This window comes from Corynebacterium sp. TUM25020, from assembly GCF_056388495.1.
This window is the reverse complement of the sequence record NZ_JBWJFG010000003.1, coordinates 293,049-308,534: the sequence shown is the minus strand read 5'-3', so window position 1 is coordinate 308,534 and position 15,486 is coordinate 293,049. Positions and strand designations below refer to the sequence as shown.

General features: G+C 59.7%; 14 protein-coding genes. 11 read left to right on the top strand and 3 right to left on the bottom strand.

What is annotated here, in order from left to right:
- The first annotated feature begins 302 nt into the window (after positions 1-302).
- The 9 genes from AC05K6_RS05925 to deoC all read left to right on the top strand — a co-directional run bounded on the left by AC05K6_RS05925 (position 303) and on the right by deoC (position 10,890).
- A complete protein-coding gene (locus tag AC05K6_RS05925; protein WP_476728029.1) occupies positions 303-1,061 on the top strand; it encodes an HAD family hydrolase in 759 nt (252 codons plus the stop codon).
- A 66-nt stretch (positions 1,062-1,127) separates the two neighbouring features.
- Positions 1,128-3,770, top strand: coding sequence for a glycoside hydrolase family 65 protein (locus tag AC05K6_RS05920; RefSeq protein ID WP_476728028.1), 2,643 nt, complete (start codon positions 1,128-1,130; stop codon positions 3,768-3,770).
- 332 nt (positions 3,771-4,102) lie between these two features.
- Complete coding sequence (locus AC05K6_RS05915; RefSeq protein ID WP_293790840.1) at positions 4,103-4,888, top strand: succinate dehydrogenase cytochrome b subunit; 786 nt, start codon at positions 4,103-4,105, stop codon at positions 4,886-4,888.
- Between the two features lie 33 nt (positions 4,889-4,921).
- Complete coding sequence (locus AC05K6_RS05910) at positions 4,922-6,955, top strand: fumarate reductase/succinate dehydrogenase flavoprotein subunit (RefSeq protein ID WP_293790839.1); 2,034 nt, start codon at positions 4,922-4,924, stop codon at positions 6,953-6,955.
- On the top strand, positions 6,955-7,704 hold the full coding sequence (locus AC05K6_RS05905; protein WP_293790838.1) for a succinate dehydrogenase/fumarate reductase iron-sulfur subunit: 750 nt from the start codon (positions 6,955-6,957) through the stop codon (positions 7,702-7,704). Before AC05K6_RS05910 ends, AC05K6_RS05905 begins: the two co-directional genes overlap by 1 nt.
- A gap of 41 nt (positions 7,705-7,745) precedes the next feature.
- Complete coding sequence (locus tag AC05K6_RS05900; protein WP_293790837.1) at positions 7,746-8,066, top strand: hypothetical protein; 321 nt, start codon at positions 7,746-7,748, stop codon at positions 8,064-8,066.
- 348 nt (positions 8,067-8,414) lie between these two features.
- Positions 8,415-9,842: a DUF445 domain-containing protein gene (locus tag AC05K6_RS05895; RefSeq protein ID WP_476728027.1), complete on the top strand. Its 1,428-nt coding sequence runs from the start codon at positions 8,415-8,417 to the stop codon at positions 9,840-9,842.
- 5 nt (positions 9,843-9,847) lie between these two features.
- Positions 9,848-10,162: a DUF2516 family protein gene (locus AC05K6_RS05890; protein WP_476728026.1), complete on the top strand. Its 315-nt coding sequence runs from the start codon at positions 9,848-9,850 to the stop codon at positions 10,160-10,162.
- Complete coding sequence (gene deoC, locus AC05K6_RS05885; RefSeq protein ID WP_476728025.1) at positions 10,159-10,890, top strand: deoxyribose-phosphate aldolase; 732 nt, start codon at positions 10,159-10,161, stop codon at positions 10,888-10,890. The genes AC05K6_RS05890 and deoC overlap by 4 nt, the downstream gene beginning before the upstream one ends.
- A gap of 20 nt (positions 10,891-10,910) precedes the next feature.
- Here the strand turns inward: deoC and AC05K6_RS05880 are convergent, their stop codons facing one another.
- The 3 genes from AC05K6_RS05880 to AC05K6_RS05870 form a co-directional block, all read right to left on the bottom strand.
- Positions 10,911-12,116 (bottom strand): LmeA family phospholipid-binding protein, encoded by a 1,206-nt coding sequence (locus AC05K6_RS05880; protein WP_476728024.1) that lies wholly within the window; start codon positions 12,114-12,116, stop codon positions 10,911-10,913.
- Positions 12,117-12,195: 79 nt separating this feature from the next.
- Positions 12,196-13,047: a class I SAM-dependent methyltransferase gene (locus AC05K6_RS05875; protein ID WP_293790832.1), complete on the bottom strand. Its 852-nt coding sequence runs from the start codon at positions 13,045-13,047 to the stop codon at positions 12,196-12,198.
- An 88-nt stretch (positions 13,048-13,135) separates the two neighbouring features.
- Positions 13,136-13,633, bottom strand: coding sequence for a DUF2505 domain-containing protein (locus AC05K6_RS05870; protein WP_448307792.1), 498 nt, complete (start codon positions 13,631-13,633; stop codon positions 13,136-13,138).
- A gap of 23 nt (positions 13,634-13,656) precedes the next feature.
- Between AC05K6_RS05870 and AC05K6_RS05865 the strand changes: the two genes are divergently transcribed.
- Both AC05K6_RS05865 and AC05K6_RS05860 read left to right on the top strand, forming a co-directional pair.
- Positions 13,657-14,946, top strand: coding sequence for a UDP-N-acetylmuramate dehydrogenase (locus AC05K6_RS05865; RefSeq protein ID WP_476728023.1), 1,290 nt, complete (start codon positions 13,657-13,659; stop codon positions 14,944-14,946).
- 234 nt (positions 14,947-15,180) lie between these two features.
- Entirely contained in the window at positions 15,181-15,468 is a 288-nt protein-coding gene (locus AC05K6_RS05860; protein WP_448307794.1) for a YdeI/OmpD-associated family protein, read from the top strand.
- Positions 15,469-15,486: the final 18 nt, after the last annotated feature.

Genomic DNA, 15,486 nt, shown 5'->3' with positions numbered 1-15,486 from the left:
TGAGTCGGTGGCTTTCCAGGCTGCGAAGGATTTGGTGTTTAAGGGTCTGGAGCAGCCGGCCGGTTACACTGAGCCGATCTTGCATGCCCGTCGTTTGGAGTTCAAGGAAAAGAACGGCATCGCCTAAAGCGACACGGATCTAACCGCCGGTGTGAGCCCGCCTCACCCGGCGGTTTTCCTATGCTCACTTCCGCACAACTTCCTTGCACGGACAGTTGTCCGACCCCTGGTTAGACTGGTGGACACACGATCACGCACGTACGAACGCACATGCACCAAGTCGCCCCGGAAGGAGCCCGACTTTGTCCGTCACCACCTTTGGCACCCCGCCTGCCCGATCTTTCTTTGATTTTGACGCCATACTTTTCGACCTCGACGGCGTGATCACCCCGACCGCAGAGCTCCACCGCCAGGCGTGGGCACGGATGTTCAGTGCGTTCCTGGAAGCCAAGGGGGCTGAGCCCTACACCGAACAGGATTACTTCGACTACCTGGACGGCCGTCGCCGCGACGAGGGAGTGGCTGCCCTCCTGGCCAGCCGTGGCATCGAGGTTCCGGAGGGCAACCCGGACGATAACGCGGATCAGGACACGATCCACGGCCTGGGATCCCGCAAGAACGCGGACTTTCTGAAACTGGTGGAAGAAGGCGTACAGCCCTACCAAGGCTCCGTGCAGCTGCTCGATGCGATCCGGGAACGCGCTACAGCAGGGGAGAAGACCCCAAAGATCGCTATTGTTTCCTCCTCCAAGAACGCGCGTCCGGTGCTGCAAGCAGCGGGGCTGCTCGATCGGTTTGAAGTGATAGTGGATGGCGTGGTGGCGTCAGAAAAAGAGCTACCGGGTAAGCCCGCACCAGACACGTACCTGTACGGTGCGCAGCAGCTCGGCGCGAGCGCTTCGAATGCAGTGGTGGTAGAGGATGCCACCAGTGGTGTGGCCAGCGGAAAAGCGGGACAGTTCGGGCTGGTCATCGGCGTGGATCGCGGAGCTGGTGCAGAGGCGCTGCGTGACCACGGTGCGGATATCGTGGTTGACGATCTAGCGGATCTGCTGGGATAGATCGCGCCAAAGAGACGCTTTAACCAAAGAATTTTTAATTAACGACTCGGAGAATCGCAGAACAACATGGGAATCAACGCCCAAAGAAAAACCAAGCGCACCCCTGCTGACCAGCGTCTAAAGGATTACCTTGCCACTCGGCGCGAAGGCGCAGAGACCGGCTTTAAGCGCCCTATCGACGGCGGCGACCTGCGTGCGGAGGGATTCCGCGCAGACATGAAGCACAGTGCTGTGAACCCGCTGGAGGCAGTGGATCGGGATAACAACCCGGTCGACGAGTGGGCGCTGATCGAGACGCGGCCCAACTTCATGGATTTAGGCGTTGCCGAGACCCTGTTTGCGCTATCCAATGGCTACCTGGGGTTGCGCGGAAACCCGGAGGAAGGGCGCGATTCCAAGACTCACGGCACCTTCATCAACGGTGTGCATGAAACCTGGGATATCGAGCATGCCGAGGATGCCTACGGTCTGGCGCGCACAGGCCAGAGCATCGTTTCTGTGCCAGATGCCAAAGCCATGCGCCTGTATATCGATGACGAGCCGCTGCGCCTGGGCAACGCGGAGGTTATGGAATACAACCGCAGCCTGGACTTCCGCGAAGGTGTGTTGCGCCGCAGCTTGGTCTGGCGCACTCCAGGTGGCAAGCATGTGCGCGTGACCTCCGAGCGCATGGTGAGCTTCCAAGAGCGCCACCTGGCTTTGCAGTCCTTGGAAGTCGAGCTGCTGGATGCACCGGCCGCAGTGGTGGTTTCCTCTCAGCTGCTGAACCGTGAGGATGGGCAGGGGGAGTTCCCGGATAATAATGCCCGCGTAGCGGGCGAAGAAGGCTTTGATCCGCGCAAGGGCGAGCAGTTCCAGGATCGCGTCTTCATCCCCAAGTACCAGTCCAGTACAGAGCCGGAACGCGCGACGTTGGGTTACCAGATCAACCACTCGGGAATGACCGTCACCGTGTCCATGGACCACATTCTGGAAGTCGATAACCCTGTAGATGATGCAGACGTGGGCATGGATACCGGCGTGGAGGTTTCCACGGAGGTGGAAGAGGACGTTGCGCGCGTAACGTACCACCTCAACGGCAGGAAAGGCATGAAGATGCGCCTGGAGAAGTACACGGCGTATCACTCTTCCCGCCACGTCGCCCCGCAGGAGCTCGCGTTCCGCTGCGCGCGTACGATCAACCGTGCGAAATCGGTGGGCTTTAGCAACTTGATGGATAACCAAGCCGAATGGCTTGCTCGCTTCTGGGAACGCTCTGATGTGCGCATTGAGGGGCAGCCTGCTCTGCAGCAGGCAGTGCGTTGGAATATCTTCCAACTGATCCAGGCCTCTGCGCGTGCGGAAACCAACGGAATCCCGGCGAAGGGCATGACCGGCTCCGGCTACGGCGGACACTACTTTTGGGATACGGAAATCTACGTCATGCCGTTCCTGTGCTACACCAACCCCAACCTGGCTCGAAATGCTCTGCGCTTCCGCTATGACATGCTGCCTGCGGCCAAACAGCGTGCGCTGGAGCTCTCGCACGATGGCGCGCTTTTCCCCTGGCGAACCATCAATGGCCAGGAGTCCTCGGCCTACTACGCTGCGGGAACCGCGCAGTATCACATCGATGCCGACATTGCGTTTTCCCTGATGAAATACGTCTACGCCACCGGCGATACAGAATTTTTGTTGCAGCAGGGGATCAGCCTGCTGGTGGAAACTGCTCGCTTCTGGATGTCCATTGGCTTCTTCAACAGCCAACAGGACAAGTTCGAGATCCACTCCGTGACCGGCCCGGACGAGTACACCACCGTGGTGAACAACAACCTGTACACAAACGTGATGGCTCAGTACAACCTGGAAGTTGCGGCGGCAGTGGTGCGCCAGATGAGGGAAGAGCGACCGGAGGAATATCGCAACCTACAGCACCTGAAGAACATCACGGTTGCCGAGGTGGATTTGTGGCGCAAGGCCGCTGATTGCATGTACATCCCTTATAACGAGGAGCTACAGGTTAACCCCCAGGACGATCAGTTCCTGCATCGCCGCATTTGGGATCTCGATGATCCGGAGGTGGGGCCAAAGCGGCCGCTGCTGCTGCACTATCACCCGTTGACGATCTACCGCTATCAGATTCTGAAGCAGGCCGACGTGGTGCTGGCGCTATTCCTACAGGGGCAGCGTTTCTCCACAGAGGTTAAGCGTGCGGACTACGACTACTACGACATTCTGACCACGGGTGATTCCACCCTTTCTGCGGTTGTGCAATCCATCATCGCCGCAGAGCTGGGTTACAAAGAAAAAGCGGAGGAGTTTTTCTACCGCGGTCTATTCGTGGATATGGGTGACTTGCACCACAATGCCTCGGACGGTGTACATATCGCCTCGTGTGGTGGCGCGTGGACGGCGCTGACCCATGGTTTCGGCGGTTTCCGTGATTTCTATGGGCAGTACACGATTGATCCGCGCCTGCCGGATGAGTGGGAATCTTTGACTTACCACATCACCCTGCATGGCGAGCGTCTGCGTGTAGAAGTCCGCCCCGGTGAAGTGGAGCTGGTAGTTGAGGAAGGCGACCACAAGGTTGGTCCGATTTGGGTCATGGGTGAGGAAGTTGTTGTCGGTCATGAGCCCGTCATTGTTAAGGGGCAGACGTTGCTCAGTGAACATCGCACCGATAGTGACTTTCCAGCCGGCACTCCGGACCACCGGGTAAACTTATAAAAATATATATTTATTGACGCCTAACGTCCCTGTGGATCCGTATTCTAAGTTACGTGTTTAGTGGGGTGGGGTTCTAAGGGGTGGGAGTGTGGTGTCATTAATAAAAACAGTCAAGAGTGGTACGAAAGTCGTGTGACCAGTGTGACGCAACGCTATGACCACCTCTCATAACGAACTTAACAGTACGGATGTACCGTTAGTCGTATTTTTGCAAGGCTTATATTGCGAAAATGTCATACCCCATAACGGGGTGTAAGTGGGTGAATCTGCAGGTACACAAGTAGTCCGAGGGGGGTCGCAAGATTTACAGTGTCTATGACACTGGAGGTGCCATGACTGTTAAATATGACGACCGTGAGGCAATCGCTCACGGAAAACTGAGAACTTCGAGCCTGCGCGAGAAGCCAGGCTTCCCTTCGTGGGCGATGAAGCTGACGATGGCCATCACGGGCATCATCTTCGCGCTGTTCGTCCTGGTTCACATGGTTGGAAACCTGAAGGTTTACATGGGGGCCGAATCCTTCAATACCTACGCCGACTTCCTGCGTGAATTTGGTTACCCGCTGCTGCCGCACGAGTCCTTCCTGTGGGTTGCTCGTATCGTGCTGCTGGTTTCCCTGATCCTGCACGTTTGGTGTGCTTTCGCACTGACCAGCCGTGGACACCAGTCCCGTGGCCGCTACCGCCGCAAGGGAATGGTCAGCAGCTGGAACACGTTCACCGCACGCAGCATGATCGTTACCGGTATCGTGCTGCTGCTGTTCATTATCTTCCACATCCTGGATCTGACGATGGGCGTGAAGCCGGTCGCTTCTGAGGACTTCCAGGGTCCGGTTGACGGTGCACACGCCGCGTTCCAGAACCTGGTTGCATCCTTCGATCGCCCGGCTGTGGCTATCTTCTACATCCTGGCGATGCTGATCCTGTTTATGCACCTGTCCCACGGCATCTGGACTGCTACCTCGGACCTGGGCATCACTGGTCACCGCACCCGCAAGGTCATGCTGTGGATCGCTTACCTGCTGCCCGCGATCGTGATGATCGGCAACATCTCCATCCCGCTGGCTGTGATGTTTGGGTTGGTTGATCAGGCCTCGTTCGTCCCGGTTGGACAATAACGGCGAGTCTGATTTCAAGGAGAAGAGAGTTAAATGAGCGAAGTAACTAACCACCCGCACAATCAGACCGCGGACTTCGACTACGACAAGGCCGTAGCGGCTTTCACCGCACCGGAATCTGTCGTGGAGGGTGTGACCGTCGGCAAGGTGCTGAAGGATAACGCACCGCACGCGGTCAGCCAGGATAAGCAGTGGCAGTACGCCAAGGAACACTTCGGCATGGTGTCCCCGCTGAACCGCAACAAGTTCCGCATTCTCATCGTCGGCACTGGCCTGGCCGGTGGCGCTGCAGCTGCCGCACTGGGCGAGCTAGGCTACGACGTGAAGGTGTTTACCTACCACGACTCCCCGCGTCGCGCGCACTCCATCGCCGCGCAGGGCGGTGTGAACTCCTCCCGCGGTAAGAAGCTGGATAACGACTCCACCTACCTGCACGCGAAGGACACCGTCAAAGGCGGCGACTACCGTTGCCGCGAGAACGATTGCTGGCGTCTGGCCATGGAGTCCCCGAAGGTTATCGACCACATGAACGCCGTGGGCGCTCCGTTCTCCCGCGAGTACGGCGGCACCCTGGCCACCCGTTCCTTCGGTGGTGTGCAGGTTTCCCGCACCTACTACACCCGTGGTCAAACAGGTCAGCAGCTGCAGCTGGCTACCACCTCTGCGCTGTACCGCCAGATCGGTGCCGGTCACGTGGAGATCTTCACCCACAACGACCTCGTTGACCTGATCGTCAAGGATGGCCGCTGTGAGGGCGTGATCATGCGCAACCTGCTGACCGGCGAGCTGAAGGCTCACACCGGCCACGCAACCGTGCTGGCTACTGGCGGTTACGGCAACGTGTACCACATGTCCACGCTGGCCAAGAACTCCAACGCCTCGGCTATCATGCGCGCCTACGAGCTGGGTGCCTACATGGCGTCCCCGTCCTTCGTCCAGTTCCACCCGACGGGTCTGCCGGTGAACTCCACCTGGCAGTCCAAGACGATCCTGATGTCCGAGTCGCTGCGTAACGACGGCCGCATCTGGACCCCGAAGAAGAAGGGCGACGACCGCAAGCCGAACGATATTCCGGAAGACGAGCGCGATTACTTCCTGGAGCGCCGCTACCCGGCCTTCGGCAACCTGGTTCCGCGTGACATCGCTTCCCGTGCTAACGCTCAGCAGATCAACGCTGGCTACGGCGTGGGTCCGATGAAGAACTCCGTGTACCTGGATCTGGGCGACGCTATCCAGCGCCTGGGCAAGGACACCATTCGTGAGCGTTACTCCAACCTGATCCAGATGTACGAAGAGGCCATCGGTGAGTCCGCTTACGAGACCCCGATGCGCATTGCCCCGACCTGCCACTACACCATGGGTGGCCTGTGGACCGACTTCAACGAAATGACGTCCATCGACGGTCTGTTCTGCTCTGGTGAGTCCTCCTGGATGTACCACGGTGCGAACCGCCTGGGAGCTAACTCCCTGCTGTCCTCCTCCGTGGAGGGCTGGTTCACCCTGCCGTTCACCATCCCGAACTACCTGGCGCCGCACCTCGGCGAGGAGATCCCGGCTGCGGATTCTCCTGCCGCCCAGGAAGCTCTGCAGCGTGCAAAGGATCGCATCGAGCGTCTGACCAGCATCAAGGGTGACAACCCGCACGGTCCGGAGTACTACCACCGCCAGCTTGGCGAGATCCTCTACTTCTCCTGTGGTGTGTCCCGCAACGTAAAGGACATGAAGGACGGCATCGAGAAGATCCGCGCCCTGCGCAAGGACTTCTGGGCTAACCTGCACATCCCGGGCGGTACCGAGGAGATGAACCAGACCCTCGAGTACGCAACCCGCGTTGCCGACTACCTGGATCTGGGCGAGCTAATGTGCGTGGACGCACTGGACCGCGACGAGTCCTGTGGTGCCCACTACCGCGATGACCACCTGTCCGAAGACGGCGAGGCAGAGCGTGACGATGACAACTGGTGCTTCGTTTCCGCTTGGGAGCCGAATGGCGAGAACAAGTTCATCCGCCACTCCGAGCCCCTGTACTTCGACCGTATCCCGCTGATGACAAGGAATTACAAGTAATGAAACTGCATCTTGAAATCTGGCGTCAGGCGGGCCCGAATGCCGAAGGCCACTTCGAGTCTGTTGACGTTGATGACGCTGCCGAGCAGATGTCCATCCTGGAGCTGCTTGACCACGTAAACAACAACTACGTAGAGGCGGGCAAGGAGCCCTTCGCTTTCGCCTCGGATTGCCGCGAGGGCATCTGCGGTACCTGTGGCCTGATGGTCAACGACCGCCCCCACGGCCCGGACAAGAACAAGCCTGCCTGCCAGCAGCGCCTGCTCTCCTTCAACGATGGTGACACCATCAAGCTGGAACCACTGCGCTCTGCCGCATATCCGGTGATCAAGGACATGGTCGTCGACCGCTCCGCACTGGATCGCGTGATGGAAAAGGGTGGCTTCGTCTCCGTCATGGCCGGCACTGCCCCGGACGCTGACTCCCTGATGGTTAACCACTCCGACGCTGAGAAGGCACTGGATCACGCAGCCTGCATCGGGTGTGGTGCCTGTGTTGCAGCGTGCCCGAATGGTGCGGCTCACCTGTTCACCGGTGCGAAGCTGGTGCACCTGACGCTGTCTCCGCTGGGCCGCGAGGAGCGCGGTCTCCGTGCCCGCAAGATGGTTGATGAGGTCGAGGGAACCTTCGGTCCTTGCTCGCTGTACGGCGAGTGCGCCGACGTCTGCCCGGCGGGTATCCCGCTGACGGCTGTGGCAGCTATCACAAAGGAACGCACCCGTGCCGCTTTCCGCGGCAAGGATGACTAAGATCAACTCCAAGAAAAGTATCAGGAAAGTAGGAGAGAACCATGGCACTCAGTGAGAACCTGCACATGGAGCGTTACTACGTTGATGGCTACCAGCCGTCCAGCTTTGATGCGCCGCACTCTTCCCTGCAGCGCTCCCTTACTTGGATCGGCATGGGCTTTTGGCTTCTGCTGATGCCGGGTCTGGGTACCATCGTGTTCGGTCTGGCTACCAACATGTCCGGCACTCAGGAAGACGGCATGCTGTACCTCATCATCGGCATTGTCATGTCCGTGGTTGCTGTTGTTGCGGGTTCTGCGTGCATCCGCGCAGGTCGCAAGAACTACCGCGCGTACAAGAGTCGCTCTGGGCGCATCATCTAGCGTCGGCTAGTCGCCGCTAAGCACCGTCTGCCGGTGCTTGCATGCACCTCCATTTGCGTAGACCGCGTCGCTCCTCTTGGGCGGCGCGGTTTTGCTTTGCCCAGTGTGGTTGTGGGTTGGCAGGGGGCATGTCGTTAGAACGGGAATGTGTACGCCCAGCTACCCGACTTCCGAAAATAGTCAGCGCTCTGACCAGGAGTTTTGGATAAATGAGAAGGGTTGTCTTTAACACATTCCCGATCTAGCGACATCGCCGCAGTGTACCCGCACTGGCAACCAGCACATGCGGTGATCGCTGGAACCCAACAGGACCCATATTGACGCCCCAAGTGGTGACATAATTGAACAATGACTGCGTCCGAAAACTCCACTGCATCAGGCCGACCCGAGCCTGTGCATCAGCAGCAACCAGTGGCCCAGCCAACATCGCCCCAGACCCCCAGGCCGTCATCGCCACAGGCCGCCCAGGCATCACCACGCTTGGACTCACCACTGTCCCAAGTGCCCGGGCCAGATCCCGCCACCGAAGCTGCTCGCCGAGCCGAGTTGAGAAAGCATAAGACCATCGCCACTGGCCTCCTGGTCATCGCCACCCTGATCTACATCACCATGCGCTGGCTCGAATACCAGGGCAACCCCGGTGCCTGGATCGGCTACGTTCGCGCAGCTAGCGAAGCCGGTATGGTCGGCGCACTCGCCGACTGGTTTGCCGTCACCGCGCTTTTCCGCCACCCGCTGCACATTCCCATCCCCCACACGGCCATTATCAAGCGCAAGAAGGATCAGGTCGGCCACGCGCTCAGCGAATTCGTCGGCGAGAACTTCCTCAATGCTGCCCTCATCAGCGACAAGCTTCGCAAGGCACGCATTCCACAACGCGCCAGCAACTGGGTCGTCGATGGGGGTGGGGCGCAGCGCGTCTCCCAGGAAGTCGGAAAGATCATCGACCTCACAGTCAACGGCATCAATCCCGCAGAAGCAGAGCAAGTCCTCCGCGCCCTGGTCATCGACAAGCTCAGCGAACCCACCTGGGGCCCGCCCCTGGGCCGCGGCCTGGAGCAACTCATCGAGGAAGGCCGCACCGAGCCTGCCGTCGACGCAATCGTCGTCTGGATGGACGATAAAGCCCGCACCTCCGAGGACTTCGTCGTGCGGCTCATCGACGAGCGCACACCCACCTGGGCACCGCGCTTCGTCCGCGAACTCGTCGGCTCCCGCGTGTACCGTGAACTGGTGGAATTCACTGGCGACGTCCGCCGCGACCCGAACCACGATGCCCGCCGCCAACTGCGCTCGTTCATTTACCAACTCTCCCAAGACCTGCAACACGACGAAAAGATGATTGCGCGCGTTGAGGGGTTCAAGAACGATGTAATGACCTCCGGGCCTGTCACCGCAATGCCCGGCCGCCTGTGGGAGTCCGCCCGCGTGACACTTACCTCCTGGTCCCGCGACCCAGATTCCCTGCTGCGTCGCAGGATCGCGCAATGGGTGGAGGACTATGGGCGTCGAGTCCAAGAAGAACCGAAGCTCCGCGAAGAGCTAGAACGCCGCATCGTCGGAGCAGCCAGCTACCTTGCCGACAATTACGCAGGCGAGGTCACCGGCATCATTGGCGAGACGGTCGAGCGCTGGGACGCGCAGGAGGCCTCTGACAAGATCGAGCTGATGGTGGGCAAAGACCTGCAGTTTATTCGCGTCAACGGCACGATCGTGGGCGCATTAGCTGGCCTGGCGATTTACTCCCTGACTGAATTGATCTTTGCGTTAGGCTGAGGGGCATGAATACGGTTTTCACGGCGTTCTATTACGCCTACTCGGGCATTAGTCTGGCGCTGACTGTCGCGATTTTCGTGCTGGCGGCAATCGGGCTGGCGCAGCTGCTTAGCACCCGCGACGATGCCTTTACGGTGATTGATCGCGAGAAGCAGAACTGGTCGATGCTGATGGGCGCTGCGGTGGCGCTGTCCATCCTTAGCTTCTTCATTTCCATCGAGCTGCTGTGGATTATTGCAGCCGTCATCGTCGGTATTTACTGGCAGGACGTGCGCCCTGCAATCCGCGATGTGCTGGATAATGCGGGTGGTTCCTGGTGAGCCCGCTCGACCGCGCTGAACCGAGCCGTGAGGCCGTCGCCGCAATTCTGGATGCGACTCTGTTGAAGCCCGAAGCCTCGCGCGATGATGTCGCCACCTTGATCCGCGAAGCCAGCGACTTGGGTTGTGGCGCGGTGTGCGTCTCGCCCTCGATGCTGCCTGTGGGTTCTTTGGTTGATGACGCCACGCTGCGCATCGCCACCGTGGCAGGGTTCCCCAGCGGCAAGCATGCCTCCTTGGTGAAGGCCACTGAGGCGCGTTATGCCGCGCAGTGCGGCGCCGACGAGATTGACGTGGTGATCGACGTAGCCGCGGCGCTGGCGAAGGATCAAAACGCGCTGCTCGGAGAACTGATCACCGTGCGCGAGGCCGTGCCGCACCCGTTGGTGCTGAAGGTAATCCTGGAGTCTGCAGCGCTAGATGAGGAGCAGCTGCGCACGGCTGTGCGCGCGAGTGTGCAGGCCGGGGCGGATTATGTGAAAACCTCCACGGGTTTCCACCCTGCAGGTGGAGCGAGCGTGGAGGCTGTGAGCATTATGGCCGACGAGCTGCGCAAGCTGGGGAAGCTAGCGCCATTCGGCATGGGGGAGGAAGAGCGCATCGCCGCGGGACTGGTGGGCATTAAGGCCTCTGGTGGTATCCGCGACTGGAAGGCCGCCGTGGCGATGATTGAGGCCGGGGCTACGCGCCTGGGTGTTTCCGCTGCCGCGCAAGTGCTGGGCAGCTAGCCAGGCCTGTTGGAGAGCTGCTAGGCCGCCAGGGCGGAGGAACCTACCGGGCCGTCGTTCTTCCAAGGGCGGGTGACATCGGTGTTCTTGCTGGAATCACCAGAACCGCTGCCGGTGCCTCCGCCGTTGGTTGTGGTATCTGATTCCAGCTCGTTAAGGCTAACGTCCTGGCCGTACATGTGAATCTCCATACCTGCGTCCGTTACATTGATGGACTCGAACTTCATACCGCCCTGCAAATCAGTTGGGACGGAATCCTCCAGCTGAGATTCCAGCTGGCTAGTGAAAGACTCCGGGAGTTCGAAGCCCAGCAAGGAGAAGCTGTCCATCTCCATTTTCATCTTGCCGTCCTGGACAGTTGGCTTGACCTCGAAAGTAGCCAAACCACCGGTGATTTCGAAGGTCAGGGTTTGTTTATCCGGGTTCGGCTTGACGTCAGTAAGCTGCATCATCCCGCTGATTGGATCACTGCTCTTGTCATCGTCGGCGCTCTCATTTGCTTGTGCCAGGAGCATTTCCTTGGGGATGGTCGTTTGACCCTTGAGCTCGCCTGCTGTGGACTTGTTCGCATCCTGACTGTCAAACTCGATGTCTCGCAGTTCCATGTGCACCGCAGGCTGTCCCTTGACAATCGGCTTGGATTTATCCTGCCCCTCGTAGGAAATATCCAGCGTAGAAGGAATGTCGACCGTCATCTGAGGGATCTTTTGCTGCACCAGTCCCAAAAGGAGGGGTGAGGTGCCGAAGGATACCTTGGGATCCTCAGAAGAAGAGATGCCGGATTCCTGCATCTGCTCCTTGAAACCGGCTTTAATTTGATCCTTCATGAACCACCGCACACCGAACTCGGCGAGCAGCAAGAGCAAGATGATGACGATGAGGAGGCTGATGAAGATCTTCAACCCTAGATGCCTCTTCTTCGGCTGCTGGATCATACCCTGACCCGGCTGGCCGAATTGCGGCTGCTGGTTCGGCTGCCAGGGCTGTGCGCCATGCTGCTGGGCACCATACTGCTGATTCTGCTGCGCGCCGTATTGCTGGGGCTGCCGAGTCTGTTGCCCGCCGTACTGTGGTGCGTTTCCGGACATGCCGTTACCCGGATTGTTGTTCCAGACGGCCGTCTGATTTTCGTCATTGTGGGAACCGCCGAAACCGCCGCTGGGGATTGGATCCCCGTTGCCGGAGTTCGGATTCGGATTCTGTGAAGGGTTTTGTGGGGTAGTCACCCGTATCAGTGTTCCTTATCGTCGAAATTGTGCCAACCCGTATCTTAGCTTTCGTCTGTGTTTGTCAGGGAACGGACAATTAATCCACAGACTCGCACACCACTGACCATGGCAGAGTTATTGAGTTGTCCGCCAGGCGGCGGCGCGGGTTGAGCCGCGCCGCGGGGAGGTAGGCGTCGCCAAGAGAGTCCAAGAACTCCCGCTTTGCCGAGCGCCACCGCACCCGCGGGCCAAAGACAGCCAAGGGAGCAGCGTGCTCCCAGCAACGGTCGAGCTCGGCCAGGACGTCGTAGATGCGATGCCCCGGAGTATTCCGGTGGATCAGGACTTTCGGCAGGCGTTCGGCAAGGTCGGACGGGGTTTCTATGTCCTGTGGATCCCAAGCAAGGGTCAGCGATTGTGGCCCCTGTTCGTCGAGCAGAACCCAGCAAGAGCGACGACCGATCTCATCGCATGTGCCCTCGATAATCACCCCACCGGAGCGCAGATTCGCGCGCATTACGTCCCACGCAGCCTGGACTTGGTCTACGTCGTACTGCCGCAGCACATTGAAAGCCCGCACCACGTCGGCCTGTAACCCCGCCAGCTCGAAACCCCCGAGGGCAAAATGCACGCCCTCACGGTCCGGCAGCACGCGGGAAGGCTCAATCTCCAACCCCGTAACGTCCACAGTGGGCGCGATCGTACGGAGCCAGCGAGCCCACTCGCAAGTAGTGGTGTGGGAGGCTCCGTATCCCACGTCTACAGCCACTGGAGTGCGGTGTTCGTGGAGTACCGCATTCCGCAGTTGAGCTTGCACCCGCGGCTGCGCTATCAGCCAACGGTCGGATTTGCGTAGTCGGTTGTAACCGGTGGTGCCACGGGTAGGTACGCCAACAGGCCCGTCCGTGTTCCACGAACGGGCCTTGAGATTGTGGGCGTGGTCAGCCACGCGGGTTAGCCGAGCCTTTCGGTTTTGGTGGGTTAGCTAGAGTGAGTTGGTTTTGAGGCGAACGCCCCGAACCTTAGGCGTTCGGTCCTTAAGCGTTGTCGCTGATCCACTTCTGAATCAGAGAAGCTTCGCGGGTCAGGAACTCCTCGACCCACTCAGCGACCTTGGGCTCCAAAACGGCGCCCATCATAGGGATCTTCACGTCCACGGCGCAGTCGGCCTTCAGCTCGGAAGCGTCGCCATTGCCATTCAGGGTGACGTCTGCAGAGAAGGAAACCGGAGCGCCCTTGACCTCCGCGTTGACCTTGCCGGTAGTGGTGCCGTCAGCCAGCGGGCCGAACTCGACGACGCGCTTGAGCTTCAGATCCTGGGACACCATGCCGCGCACGGCCTCCGGCAGCGCGGACTTCGGCAGCAGCTCGTAGAGGACGACCTCGATCGGATCCGGGGTGAAGGAGTTCACCTCGCCCGGCTCGTCGCCAATGTTCTCGGCTTCGTAGGCCCAGTAGTTCGCAGAGGAGAGTGCCTCGTAAACCTTTTCAATAGGGAAGTTAATCGTTGCAGTGTTCTCGCTGTGAGTAGTCATGCCAACAGACTACCTTTAGTGGTGTGACTGATTCGACAAACTTCGCACAAATCACGCCCGAAGAACGCGCGCAGCACCTTTTGGAGCGGTTGCGCGGCAATGTAAACGACTCCGCAGCCATCCCCGGCGTGCACGTCACCAGCCGTTCTTTCGCCGACATGACTACTTTGCGCATCGGCGCCGCGCCCGCCGGAGTTGTAGTGTGCTCGTCGGCTGAGGCTGTTGCCCAGGTTGTTTTTCTTCTTGACGCCCACAAGCAACCACTCTTGGTCGTCGGCGGAGGATCCAACCTCGTGGTCGGCGAGGGGGATGAGGTATCTCAGTTGATCGTGGTGCTGATGAGTGCCGGCGACGGGGGAGCGGGCGTCGAAAACCAGGGCGCCGGTGCCGAGGCCAATGGAGAGGCTAAATCCGAGGTAGAGGTTGTGATTGACCGCGAAACCGGTGTGGTGCGCGCGTTTGCGGGCATCGAGTGGGATCAGCTGGTAGCGGCGACCGTTGAAGCTGGGCTCGGCGGACTGGAGTGCCTGAGCGGGATTCCTGGATCCGTTGGAGCCACGCCGGTGCAGAATGTGGGGGCTTATGGCGCAGAGGTGGCTCAGGTGCTGCGGCGTGTGCAGTTGTTCGACCGGGCAAGCGGGGAGCTGGAATGGGTTGAGCCAGCTGCGTTGGAGTTGGGATATAGGTACTCGAACCTGAAGTTCACGTCCCGAGCAGTAGTAACTGCGGTGGAGTTCCAGCTGACCACCGATGGGCTGAGTGTGCCGTTGCGTTTCGGCGAGCTGGCTCGGCGCCTGGGGGTGGATGCAGATGAGGCTGCTGCCGGGGAGATCCGCCGGCCCGCCGCTGATGTGCGACAGGCTGTGCTGGAGTTGCGCGCCGGGAAGGGCATGGTTCTGGACGCGTCGGATCACGATACGTGGTCGGCCGGTTCGTTCTTTACGAACCCGATTGTCACTGGTGAAGAGGCTCGCGATGCGGTGGTGGCTGCAGTGCGCGAGCGATGTGGCGAGGCGGAGGCGGAGTCGATGCCACTGTATCCGGTGAAGGGTAGCGGTGCTGGCGGCGTGCAGCAGTTCAAGTTCTCGGCGGCGTGGCTGATTGAGCGTGCTGGCTTTGCCAAGGGCTGGCATGTTCCGGGTAATGACCGTGCATCTTTATCCACTAAGCACACCCTTGCCCTGACCAATCGCGGGTCTGCTACCAGCGAAGATGTAGTGGAGTTGGCTCGGGCTGTGCGCGCCGGAGTACACGAGGCCTTCGGAGTAGTGCTGGAGCCGGAGCCAATCTGGGTGGGCGTGAGCATCGACTAGCTGGCTGCTCAAATCGGCTCCAAGCCACCCCCTGAATGTCGCTAGAACGGGAATGTGTCGCTGAGTTTGCAGCCGCCCAATTTTTTGCAACGCTCTGACCTGGGCTTTTGTTTAAGTGGTGATAATTCTCTTTAAGACATTCCCGAAATAGCGACATTGCGGCGCTTGGTGCCCCGCTAGAAAAGCAGTAGCTTTCTTTTATAGTGCTCTAAAACGAAAGCGAAAGGGGCGACCATGGCCGCATCCGCCCAGCTCAACTGGGAAGGTATTACTGGCGGGGTAGTGCACGCGCTGCCTGAAGATCTCGGCACTGCCCTTCGCGCCGATGCTAGCGCCCTCGAGGTGTGGGAAAGTCTCACTCCGCTTGGTCGCAACGAGTTTATTTGTTGGGTCACGGACGCCAAGAAAGCCGAAACCCGAGCCCGGCGTATTCGCCGAACTCGGGAAGAGCTCGAAGAGGGGAAGCGTCGCCCGTGCTGCTGGCCCGGTTGCAAGCACCGCGAGCGCACCGGCCACGCCTAGGGCGATTTTTCGACGCCC

What these genes read in the sequence shown, in the direction of transcription:
- AC05K6_RS05920 (WP_476728028.1), top strand. Translation starts at nt 1,128, where the DNA reads ATGGGAATCAACGCCCAAAGAAAAACCAAGCGCACCCCTGCTGACCAG.
- AC05K6_RS05915 (WP_293790840.1), top strand. Translation starts at nt 4,103, where the DNA reads ATGACTGTTAAATATGACGACCGTGAGGCAATCGCTCACGGAAAACTG.
- AC05K6_RS05910 (WP_293790839.1), top strand. Translation starts at nt 4,922, where the DNA reads ATGAGCGAAGTAACTAACCACCCGCACAATCAGACCGCGGACTTCGAC.
- AC05K6_RS05905 (WP_293790838.1), top strand. Translation starts at nt 6,955, where the DNA reads ATGAAACTGCATCTTGAAATCTGGCGTCAGGCGGGCCCGAATGCCGAA.
- AC05K6_RS05900 (WP_293790837.1), top strand. Translation starts at nt 7,746, where the DNA reads ATGGCACTCAGTGAGAACCTGCACATGGAGCGTTACTACGTTGATGGC.
- AC05K6_RS05895 (WP_476728027.1), top strand. Translation starts at nt 8,415, where the DNA reads ATGACTGCGTCCGAAAACTCCACTGCATCAGGCCGACCCGAGCCTGTG.
- AC05K6_RS05890 (WP_476728026.1), top strand. Translation starts at nt 9,848, where the DNA reads ATGAATACGGTTTTCACGGCGTTCTATTACGCCTACTCGGGCATTAGT.
- AC05K6_RS05870 (WP_448307792.1), bottom strand. Translation starts at nt 13,633, where the DNA reads ATGACTACTCACAGCGAGAACACTGCAACGATTAACTTCCCTATTGAA.
- AC05K6_RS05860 (WP_448307794.1), top strand. Translation starts at nt 15,181, where the DNA reads ATGGCCGCATCCGCCCAGCTCAACTGGGAAGGTATTACTGGCGGGGTA.